Below are 1158 nucleotides of genomic sequence, written 5' to 3'. Positions count from 1 at the left end.
CGGGCGTTGTTCGGGTCGTGGTACGAGTTCTTCCCGCGGTCCGAGGGTGCGGTGGTCGACCCGGACGGTAACCAGCCGCCGGTGTCCGGTACGTTCCGCACCGCCGCGCTGCGGCTGCCCGCCGTCGCCGCGATGGGCTTCGACGTCCTCTACCTCCCCCCGATCCACCCGATCGGCCGAGCCTTCCGCAAAGGCCCCGACAACTCCCTGACGGCAGGTCAGCACGACGTCGGCTCCCCCTGGGCGATCGGCTCCCCCGAAGGCGGCCACGACGCCGTCCACCCCGACCTCGGCACCATCGAGGACTTCGACCACTTCGTCACCGAAGCCGCCGCCCTCGGCATCGAGATCGCCCTCGACTTCGCCCTCCAGTGCTCCCCCGACCACCCCTGGGTCAACAAACACCCCGAGTGGTTCACCCACCGCCCCGACGGCACCATCGCCTACGCCGAGAACCCGCCGAAGAAGTACCAGGACATCTACCCCGTCAACTTCGACCACGACTTCGACGGCCTGGTCAAGGAGACCCTACGAGTCCTGCGGCACTGGATGGCCCACGGCGTCCGGATCTTCCGCGTCGACAACCCCCACACCAAACCGGTGCTGTTCTGGGAAAAGGTCCTCGCCGACATCGCCCGCACCGACCCCGACGTCCTCTTCCTCGCCGAAGCCTTCACCCGCCCCGCCATGATGCACACCCTCGGCAAAGTCGGCTTCCACCAGTCCTACACCTACTTCACCTGGCGCGAGACCAAGGCCGAACTCGTCGAATACCTCACCGAACTCAGCGGCGACGCCGCCGCCTACATGCGCCCCAACTTCTTCGCCAACACCCCCGACATCCTCCCCAAACACCTCGCCSASGCYGGCCCCGCCGCCTTCGCCGTCCGCACCGTCCTCGCCGCCACCCTCGCCCCCAGCTGGGGCATCTACGCCGGCTACGAACTCGCCGAGAACGAACCCACCACCCCCGGCTCCGAGGAGTACGCCCACTCCGAGAAGTACGAACTACGGCCCCGCGACTGGACCACCACCAACACCCTCACCCCCCTCATCACCGTCCTCAACCGGCTGCGCCGGCGCCACCCCGCCCTCCAACAGCTGCGCGACCTCACCTTCCACCCCACCGACAACGACCACATCCTCGCCTTCTCGAAG

General features: G+C 68.1%; 1 pseudogene. It reads left to right on the top strand.

Annotation, left to right across the window (positions count from 1 at the left end):
* A pseudogene (locus ACXJMZ_RS37255) lies at positions 1–1158 on the top strand (alpha-1,4-glucan--maltose-1-phosphate maltosyltransferase); the annotation flags it as partial.

Source organism: Kitasatospora sp. P5_F3 (assembly GCF_054049135.1).
Note: the sequence above shows the minus strand (reverse complement) of the source record. Positions and strands in the feature narration are given on the sequence as shown.